The organism is Mucilaginibacter sp. P4_G9, from assembly GCF_056400985.1.
In genome coordinates this window covers 18155-28078 of the sequence record NZ_JBFUKF010000023.1, presented here as the reverse complement: position 1 = coordinate 28078, position 9924 = coordinate 18155, and the positions used below count along the sequence as shown (strand labels likewise).

Annotated in this window: 6 protein-coding genes; 4 read left to right on the top strand and 2 right to left on the bottom strand. The window is 46.3% G+C overall.

Features of this window, described 5'->3' with window-relative positions; all coding sequences use genetic code 11:
* Positions 1–241 precede the first annotated feature (241 nt).
* Together AC1DPZ_RS04280 and AC1DPZ_RS04275 are read right to left on the bottom strand one after the other, a co-directional pair.
* Complete coding sequence (locus AC1DPZ_RS04280) at positions 242–2074, bottom strand: RagB/SusD family nutrient uptake outer membrane protein (protein WP_477401484.1); 1833 nt, start codon at positions 2072–2074, stop codon at positions 242–244.
* Between the two features lie 19 nt (positions 2075–2093).
* Positions 2094–5414 carry a SusC/RagA family TonB-linked outer membrane protein gene (locus AC1DPZ_RS04275; RefSeq protein ID WP_477401483.1) on the bottom strand — a complete coding sequence of 1107 codons (3321 nt, stop codon included), beginning with the start codon at positions 5412–5414 and terminating at the stop codon, positions 2094–2096.
* Between the two features lie 446 nt (positions 5415–5860).
* Between AC1DPZ_RS04275 and AC1DPZ_RS04270 the strand changes: the two genes are divergently transcribed.
* From AC1DPZ_RS04270 to recG, 4 genes are all read left to right on the top strand, one after another.
* Positions 5861–6733, top strand: a complete 873-nt coding sequence (locus AC1DPZ_RS04270) for an EamA family transporter (protein ID WP_477401482.1) — start codon at positions 5861–5863, stop codon at positions 6731–6733.
* Positions 6734–6970: 237 nt separating this feature from the next.
* Positions 6971–7114, top strand: a complete 144-nt coding sequence (locus AC1DPZ_RS04265; RefSeq protein WP_366086741.1) for a DUF6728 family protein — start codon at positions 6971–6973, stop codon at positions 7112–7114.
* Positions 7111–7488: a RidA family protein gene (locus AC1DPZ_RS04260; protein WP_477401481.1), complete on the top strand. Its 378-nt coding sequence runs from the start codon at positions 7111–7113 to the stop codon at positions 7486–7488. Before AC1DPZ_RS04265 ends, AC1DPZ_RS04260 begins: the two co-directional genes overlap by 4 nt.
* A 123-nt stretch (positions 7489–7611) precedes the next feature.
* Positions 7612–9714 (top strand): ATP-dependent DNA helicase RecG, encoded by a 2103-nt coding sequence (gene recG, locus AC1DPZ_RS04255; protein WP_477401480.1) that lies wholly within the window; start codon positions 7612–7614, stop codon positions 9712–9714.
* Positions 9715–9924 lie beyond the last annotated feature (210 nt).

The window sequence follows — 9924 nt, the reverse complement described above, 5'->3', positions numbered from 1 at the left end:
GCTATACAGAGCGGACCTGCACAGTTCGCGATTGCCGCGCTGCGCTCGCAATGACATGGTTGTTGTGAGCCTCCTAAAGCCAGCACGTCATCCCCATTTTTTCGAGGATTATCCTGGTGGTTACTCGACGGTCTGTTTTTTTATTTTTAACCAGCCTCTTATAAACAATAGTTTATCCAATACCTTGTAAAAACAAAAAAGGCTGCCTTTTCGAGACAGCCTTTCTTATTGCCAACCTGTATTACCAACCCGGATTTTGGGTCAGTTTTGGGTTTAACGTGATTTGTTGGGATGGGATGGGGTATAAATAATTTTTTTCGGCAAATAACCGGGCAGTTTGATCAAGGATCAGGTTGCCGTTGGCATCTCTGGCGTTCGTGGGCGGAGATTTTACAGCATCGGGGCCTAATTGTGCCTGGGTGCCTGTGAATTTATACGAAACCGGCCACGGGCTTACAAAATCGGCAGCATTACCATAGGCGGTACCACCGGTATTAGTTACCAGGTCTGTTGTGGCGCTGTGCCAGCGCTTAATGTCGTCAAATCTAAAATCTTCGTTATAAAGCTCTATGGTACGCTCTCTTCTTATCTCGGTGCGCATATCAAGGTTGTTGGTATTCACCAGCGCGTTGGTAAGCCCCGGCATGCCATTGGTGGAGTTGCAGCGAAGGCGAACCCGGTTTACAGACTTGTTGAGGTCTTCATCCGAAATTATTCCGTTTCTTTCATATACCGCTTCGGCATAATTAAGAAGCACTTCTGCGTACCGGATTACCGGGTAGTCTTCCGATTCCTTTCCGTCAACCATTTGCCTTTCTGATATCCATTTTTGGTTGCCGTAGCCGTAAGGTTTGGCCGGCCCCAGGGAATTTGCCCTGTCTGCCGCGTCCCCGGTCCAGTTAACGCGGCCGTTTATGCTATACCAGTAATACTGGTAAGTGATTTTAATCGTGTATTTTAAGCGGTTATCCCGGTTCTGAAATTCTGACAAATAGGTTTGAAAGCCGCCAAACTTTGGCGATTTTTCAACCGGCAGCCCATCATTGCATAAAAACATATTTACAAATTTTTGCCCTACAGCGGTTGCCATGGTGCTTCTGCTCACAAATGCGTTAATCGGCTTCAATACGTCATCGTACCGGGTAGAAAGGATATATTCATGATTGGCAGTTTTGTTGGTACCCGCCGGATTTGATTTGATGTTTTCAAGTATGAATAAGTATTTCAGGCAGGAGTCGCCCAGCACGGTGCTGTTGCCGCCAAGGGCATTTGAAGCCGCTGTGCCAAACAATGCATACTGGTTACTGGCCATAACGGCGGTGCTTGCCGCTATAGATTTATCAAGCAAGGCATTATATCGCGCCGCATCTCCCGATCTGAATTTTTGCCACGTACCTTCATAAAGCGCAACACGGCCTAAAAATGCCTGGGCTGCCATCTGGGTTACACGGCCAAAATCTGCCGAGCTGGCGGCCAGCGAAACTGGCAGGGCCGGTATGGCATCCTGCAGGTCGGTTATAATAAAATCGGCTATTTCGCCGCGGGTGGCCCTGGTGCCAAACAACTCAGGAGAAGTAAGATCAAGGGGTTTGGTAATCAGGGGTACACCACCATACTGCTGCAAAAGATCAAAATAGGCATAGGCACGAAAGAATTTTGCTTCGGCTACATATTGGGCTATTTCGGCAGGCCTTGGATAAGATGTGGCTTTATCCAGCAGGTAATTGGCAGCCCTGATCCGGCCATAATCAACAGTCCAGTTTCCCGCGTTACCAAAGCCTGGCTCGGTAACGGGTACTATGTTGGTACCCGAGCCGTAAGCGCCGCCGCCGCCAAACAGGTCTGAACGCCCGTCGGAATGCGGATTATCAGACAAGCCATTTACGGTAGTGAAGTTTTTAAGATAGCCGTAATACTGGTTGGCAAAAGTTTTATAATCTGTTGCTGTTTTGAAATAGGCCGCATCCGACAATTCGTCAAGCGGCTTTAAGTTCAGGTTTTTATTACATGACATTACGGCAAAGCCAAAGGCAACTCCCATAACCGACATGAATTTGATATATTTCGTCTTCATTTGATATCGTTTTTTTAAATTAAAAAGTCACGTTTACGCCAAGGGTAAGGTAACGGTAAAAGGGGTACCTTTCGTTACCGGCCACTGTCCTGGTAACCTCAGGGTCCCAGCCATCATGTATATAGGTTTTTTCCCACAAGTCGCTGCCCGACAAATAGATTCGGAGGCCTTTTATAGCATGGGTGTGTGCAAGCAGGCTTTTAGGTATCGTGTAGCCAAGCACCACATTTTTAAGCCGCACATAGGCGCCGTTTTGCACCCGCCACGTTGATGGCTGATAGTTATAGTTATTGATACCGTTGTTCAGCGCAGAATGCAGGTTTGGATAATAAGCATCCGGATTTTCGGGCGACCATACATTGCCCAGGTAAGAAGTTGTTTGACCCTGGAAAATGGATAGGAAAGGCACACTGAAGTTTGCTGATGACCCGGAGCGGAGCACGGCCCGTTTACCAACTCCCTGGAAAATGGAGTAAAAATCAAATCCATTCCACTGCAAACCAAAGTTAAACCCGAAACTATATCTCGGGTTATCAGACCCAAGATAAACAAGGTCGCCCTTATCGGCTGCGGTGCCTCCTATGCTAAGTTTACCATCGCCATTAACATCCACAAATTTATTATCGCCGGGGCGCAGGCCACTCACCTGGCCGGGAAGGTTGTTAAGTCCCGACGGAACTGGGAGGTTTGCGTTATTAGTGCTTCCGGCAGGCGCGTATTGGGCATTATAAGCATCAACTTCGGCCTGGGTTTGAAGCTTGCCGCCATATTTTAAGCCGAAATACGATCCCAAAGGATACCCTTCTACGGTAGCATTATATCCGGCCCCAATAACATTTGCCCCGCCATAATGAACCAGTTTATTTTGGTTATCAGTAATTGTACCGGTAAGCGAGTAGGTTAACTTACCGATGTTTGACCGCCAGGTAAGGCTGCCTTCATAACCCCAGGTATGTAACGTTCCGATGTTTTGCTGCGGAGCGTTGGCGCCAAGTACGCCCGGATATAGCTGATTAAGCAGCATATTATTGTTTTCGTTTCTGAAGACGTCAAAAGAGCCCGAAAGGTGGTCGTTTAAAATGGCGAAATCCAATGCCAGGTTCTTTTTAATCACGGTTTCCCAGGTCCTGTTAAGCGAAACCAGGTTTCCTCTAGTAGTTACAGATGTAGCCAGGTTGGAGCCAAGTAACGCCCCGCCGCTATTTACGATAAGCGATTGTAGGTAATCATATAGGCCAATCCCGCTCTGGCTGCCGGTGGTTCCGTAGCTTGCCCGCAGTTTAAGGTTCGAGAATATGTTGAGGTTTTTAACAAATGATTCTTCGGATATAAGCCATGAACCCAGTACCGAACCAAAGATCTTCCACCTTTTATCGGCAATAAATTTTGATGAGCCATCATAACGGCCTTGCACCTCCAGGTTATATTTGTTGTTGTAGGTATAAGTTGCACGGCCAAAATAAGATCCCAGGGCATAATGGTTCTGGGTTTCGCCGTTGGCTATAAAACCGGCGGTACCGCTGCTAATGCTGGTTCCTAAGGAAGGGATATCATCGCTGCCCAGGTTATAGCTACGTGTGGTAAAATAATTGTACTCATCGCGCTCATATGAACTTCCAAGCATCACCCCAACCGCATGTACCTTGTTAAACACGTTATCGTACGATACTCTGCCTGCCAGGTTGTAATAGGGCTCGGTGATATTGCTGCGGTTATAAAAGGTATTGCTGCCACCGTTTCCGCCGTTTATCGGGTTAGTTTGTATTAGCAGGTTACCGGCATAGTTATAAAACTGAACCTGCTTTTGCTGTATCCGGCTATCCTGGTACCATACATGATAGCCGGTAACCGCGGTAAATGTGAGGTGTTTGGCAAAATTGTAGGTAAAAGTTGAATTTAGCAGGGCCCTGCTGTTTGATTCCTTGTTGTCGCCACCATATTTAAGCAATGCCGGGGCACTGTAAACTGTTCCCCAGGCATATGGTTGTCCTTTTGAAGTAAACGCGGGCAGGCCTGGCTGGCCATAGTTGCTCAGCGCGCTGTAACCTCCGTAGCTGTATAGCGTAGGCTGCTGTATATTATTCCTTTCAAGGGAGATATTGGTTTCCAGGTTTACCCTGTCGCTAAACTTATAGCTATGATTTAAACGGAGGTTATAACGCTGGTTTCCGTTAAGGCCCCACTTTAACTGGCTTCCATCGTTAAGGTAACCTAAAGATACGCGGTAGCTGCTATGATCGCCGGAGCCCGAAAAGCTCAGGTCCTGCTGGGTTGATGTGGCATTTCCCCATAACATTTTTTGCATGTTGGTATCAAAAAAAGTAAAGTCCTTAACGTCGCCGAACGATGGCAGCACCGTGCCGTTATATACAACGCCATTGGCCGAACCTGCGTAACCTGGTAGTTTGGTAATATCGATATAAAGAGAATCAGGTGGATGGGTAGCCAGGTCGGCCAGTTGGTACCAAAGATAGTCTGTAGCGGGTACGCCGTATCTATCGTTGGTTAAGGCCTCCTTTAAGCTTTGGCCCCATTGCCGGTTATTGATCAAAATAGGCTGAAGGCCAAGTCTTTTTTGCGATATAGTGGAAAGATACTGCACATTCATTTTACCTGGTTTGGCTTTTTTGGTGGTGATAAGCACCACGCCGAATGCTGCGCGTGCACCGTAAATGGATGCGGCGGCATCTTTTAAGAAAGATATATTGTCAATATCATTCGGATTGATGGAGTTCAGTTCGGCATTGTTAACCAGTGCGACACCATCCAGCACGATAAGCGGATCCTGCAAGTTTGTAGAGGTGGCCCCGCGAATCTGGAAGTTCCAGTTTTCGCGGCCGGGTTGGGCAGAACTGCGGGTAACCACAACGCCGGGAACCTGGCCCTGTAATGATTCAAGCGGGTTATTGATGGGCCCCCTGTCCTGGAAAACCTTCGAAGAAACGGTTGCAACAGCTCCAGAAACGGTAGCGCGTTTTTGCTGACCATAGCCTACAACAACCACTTCCTCCAGGCCTTTGTTTGATGGTTCTAATTTGATCACCATTGGCTTGTCGAAATCAGCGGCCAGCGTCACCGATGCATAGCCAATGCTCTTGAACTGCAGCGATGCATTTGCCGGAACTATGATTTTAAAAGTTCCGTTCAAATCGGCAGCCACCCCGTTGGAAGTACCTACAGACAGTACAGTGGCCCCTATAACGGCTTCGCCGGTACTTGCGTCAATAATTTTACCGGTAACGGCCTTGTTCTGGGCCGATGCTGTTGCCCAGCACGCAATTAACAGAAGTACGGCAAACAGCCGTAGTATCCGGTGTCTTGTTTCGTAAAAAACATTCATAAAGTGTTGATTTTAATGTTCATAATTTAAATTTGTATTGGGTTTCAGTTATTGAATCATTGGGTTTATTTTATTGCCCCCGGGCTGGTAATTAGTATGGTATAGACATTAAAAGCATAGGCGGATACTCATTTTCTGTGCATTTTTTTCAATTACACTACAAATTCTGCTAAAACAACAGGGCGTTGAGGCTGCGGGGCCCTAAACAAAAAAGCGGCTATCCTTTTGAGACAGCCTGCGTAGGTGAGGCTTTTTATTAGTTTTGTATCAGGTATTTCTTTAGAAAAAAAGATCCCAACAGGCCAGCTAACATTTAGCCAGGCTAAAGTGTCATCTACGGGAGAGTTTTAGAAGGGGCTTTGGGGAAGTTATTTAGACACATTACTTAATATCGTTATTTGGCGAAATTTTTATAGCCTGTTATTCGCAGGCAGAATATCTATTTAATGAAAAAAAACAAAATGCCCATACGCCCATTATTGGCGGTTTTAGGCTCTATATTAAGCGTTCAGATAGGGGCTGCAATTGCTAAAGAGCTATTTCCGGCCCTTGGCGCGGCAGTTACCGCTACCTTGCGGATAGGATTATCGGCTCTGATATTGGTTGCAGCCAACCGCCCCAATATAAAAACATTAACCCGCGAACAATGGAAAGCGGTTATCCCGTACGGGTTATGCCTGGGGGGCATGAATTTAATTTACTACCTGTCCTTATCGCGCATTCCCCTGGGTATAGCCGTTACCCTTGAGTTTATGGGGCCGCTGCTGCTTGTGGTGTTTAGTTCAAAACGTGCCATCGAATTTTTATGGGTATTGCTGGCAGCAGGCGGAATTGTATTGATGACACCCTGGAATAACACCAATATTGATTTGTTTGGCGCGGGCATGGCCTTGCTGGCCGGTGGTTTTTGGGCCGGATATATTGTTTTAGGCAGGCGGGTATCGGCCGTGTTAGACGGCAGGCAGGCCGTTACCATAGGTATGCTGTTTGCATTGGTTGTGGCCTTACCATTTGCTTTTGCAGGCGGAGGCATTGTGAATTTTAAAAGCAGTATGCTTATACCCAGTGTTGCATTGGCATTATTTTGCAGCGCGGTTCCGTTTTCTTTAGAGATGTATGGGCTTAAATATATTCCCACCAAAACGTTCAGCATCCTGATGAGTATGGAGCCCGCTGTTGGAGCCATCTGCGGATTAATATTTCTTAAAGAATATCTTTCTGTAAAGGAGTACGCCGCGGTTGTACTTGTGGTAATTGCAAGTGCCGGAGCAACAATTGGTAACCGGCAGGATATAGGTAATATAACGCCCGAAGTTTAATGGAAGCAAGCTGAAAGTGTTCTTTTTCTTTCTGTTTGTCTAAAGAAGATTGTTATTTCGAATCCTTGAAGGGCGTGGCCAGCGTGGGCAAGGGTGACATTTAGTTTGTTTAATAATTAAGTTATTAAAAATGCAATTTAAAGCCTTCCCAGTTTAGCGGAGATTATTCACGATTTTATTTTTTATGGTGTTCATGAAAGCTGCGCTATTTAGAGGGGCTTTTACTAAGTTTGTACTATGTATTTCTTTAGAAAAAAAGATCCCAACAGGCCAACAAACATTAACCTGCGCATTATGCATATTATAAATGCTATTGCCATAACCATGTTTTTAGCTGGCATCATCTACAAGCTGATACAAGTGTTCATACTCAAAAAATGATGGAAATAATAAACACCAATAATGCGCCTGCACCAATCGGGCCTTACAGCCAGGCTACTGTTGCCGGTAATTTTGTATTTGTATCGGGACAAATCCCGCTTAACCCTGCAACCGGCGAACTGGTAACCAGCGGTATTAAAGATGAAGCAGTGCTGGTAATGGAAAACATTAAAGCCATTTTAACCGAAGCAGGCATAGGCTTTGCCAACGTGGTAAAAACCAGCATATTTTTAACCGACCTGGGTAATTTTGGCCAGGTAAACGAAGTATATGGCACCTATTTCACTGCCAACTTCCCGGCCCGCGAAACGGTACAGGTATCTRCATTGCCAAAAGGCGTTAATGTAGAGATCTCGGTTATCGCGGTAAAATAAAAAGCCCCAAGCCCCACCCAACCCTCCCCTGAAGGGGAGGGCTTTTGAATAAAGAGTTTTTGAATTTTTAAAACCATGCTTATAAAAGTCTCCCCTTCAGGGGAGATTTAGAGGGGCTTTCTTATGGATCCTTTTCAAACACCACTTACATACTTAAAAGGCGCCGGCCAAACCCGGGCCGAGGTGTTGAAAAAAGAGCTGGGCCTGGCCACTTTTGAGGATCTGCTACGCCATTTCCCTTTCAGGTATATCGACCGTACGAAATTTTATAAAGTAAAAGATATTAACCCCGATTTGCCTTATGTGCAGGTTTTGGCGCGTGTTATCAGCAAGCAGGTGGTGGGCGAGAAACACACCAAACGCCTGGTAGTGCAAACCCGTGATGATACCGGCACGCTGGAACTGGTGTGGTTTAAAGGCATCAACTGGATAGAGAAAACCATCGTCCCCGGCAACGTATATATTGTATTTGGCAAACCGGGATTTTTCAACGGGCAGGCCCAGATGGCACATCCCGAAATGGAGGTTTATTCGGCGGCAACCGTGCAGCGGCAGGGCAACGCTACCTTGCAGCCGGTATATAATTCTACCGAAAAGTTAAAACAGTTTCAGCTGGATAGTAAGGGGATCCAAAAACTTACATCCAACCTGCTTGAACTGCATGCTAAGGATATCAGGGAGAACCTGCCCCTATATATTATTCAGCATTTTAAGCTTATTGACCGGGCCGGGGCTTACCGAAATATTCATTTCCCGGCAGATGCCAATTTGCTGAATGAAGCATTGCACAGGCTGAAGTTTGAGGAATTGTTTTTGCTGYAACTTAAACTCCTGCGCAATAAAATGCTGCATACTCAAAAATTTAAGGGGAATGTATTCAGCACCGTAGGCCATTACTTTAATGATTTTTATCACCATAAATTACCTTTTCAGTTAACCACGCCACAAAAGCGGGTGTTGAAAGAGATAAGACAAGATACCCAGCGCGGCGTACAAATGAACCGCCTGCTGCAGGGCGATGTGGGCAGCGGGAAAACTGTTGTGGCATTAATGGCGATGCTGATTGCTGTTGATAACGGCTTCCAGACCTGTATTATGGCGCCAACTGAAATATTGGCAAGCCAGCATTTCCAGACGATCAGCAGTTTGGTAGGGGATGATTTTATTGCGGTGGCTTTGCTTACAGGGTCAACCAAACAAAAGGACCGTAAAGTATTACACCATAAACTGGAAAGCGGCGAGCTTAAAATACTGATAGGCACCCATGCTTTGATAGAAGATAAAGTTCAATTCAAAAACCTTGGCTTTGTGGTGATTGATGAACAGCACCGTTTTGGCGTGGAGCAAAGGGCCAGGCTGTGGCGTAAAAATATTGTACCCCCGCATATCCTCGTGATGACGGCTACACCCATTCCCCGCACATTGGCCATGACCTTGTATGGCGACCTGGATGTATCTGTAATAGATGAATTACCTGCCGGCCGTAAACCTATCCAAACCCTGCACTTTTACGAAAATCAGCGCCTGCGGGTGTTCGGCTTTATGAAAAAAGAAATAGCGCTGGGCAGGCAGATCTACATTGTATACCCGTTGATTAAGGAAAGCGAAAAGCTCGATCTGAAAAACCTGGAAGATGGTATCGCGGTTATATCGCGTGAGTTTCCCTTGCCCGATTACCGCATCAGCATAGTACATGGTAAATTAAAACCTTCCGATAAGGAATTTGAAATGCAGCGATTTATTAAAGGCCAAACGCAGATCATGGTTGCTACAACCGTTATCGAGGTTGGGGTAAACGTACCCAATGCCTCGGTAATGATCATTGAAAATGCCGAGCGTTTTGGCCTGTCGCAATTGCACCAGCTGCGTGGCAGGGTAGGGCGTGGGGCCGAGCAGTCATATTGCATTTTGATGAGCAGCCATAAGCTAAGTCACGATGGTAAGATCCGCCTGGATACCATGGTGAAAACCAATAACGGTTTCGAGATCTCCGAGATCGATCTGCAGCTGCGCGGTCCGGGTAACCTTGATGGCACCCAGCAAAGCGGTGTGCTCGACCTTAAAGTAGCCAACCTGGCTACCGATCAGGAACTGTTGTTTAAAGCCCGCAAAACGGTGGAGCAGATTTTTGCCAAAGACCCCCAGCTGGCCCTCCCCGAAAACCAGGTACTGCACCATGCCTTCGAAACAAAAAATGCCGGTTTAAGCTGGGATAAAATCTCCTGATAGGGTAAAAATTGTTTAGTGGTTACCCATGACGTGTTTATTTTCAAGGTGTGAAGGCCTGTCAGTCTGAGCCTGTCGAAGACTCGTGGGGAGAGGCCTTGCCCGCTGTGCTTCCACAGGCTCAGGTACTGTCTTAAAAACAAATTTTATCTCCCGCAATGTTTGAGCAGGATAAGGTGAAAATGAATTGCCCGAAATCAAAGTATTACA

Excerpts from the sequence above, each read along its gene's own strand:
- AC1DPZ_RS04265 (WP_366086741.1), top strand. The coding sequence starts at position 6,971 with ATGTATTTCTTTAGAAAAAAAGATCCCAACAGGCCAACAAACATTAAC.
- AC1DPZ_RS04275 (WP_477401483.1), bottom strand. The coding sequence starts at position 5,414 with ATGAATGTTTTTTACGAAACAAGACACCGGATACTACGGCTGTTTGCC.
- AC1DPZ_RS04280 (WP_477401484.1), bottom strand. The coding sequence starts at position 2,074 with ATGAAGACGAAATATATCAAATTCATGTCGGTTATGGGAGTTGCCTTT.
- AC1DPZ_RS04270 (WP_477401482.1), top strand. The coding sequence starts at position 5,861 with ATGAAAAAAAACAAAATGCCCATACGCCCATTATTGGCGGTTTTAGGC.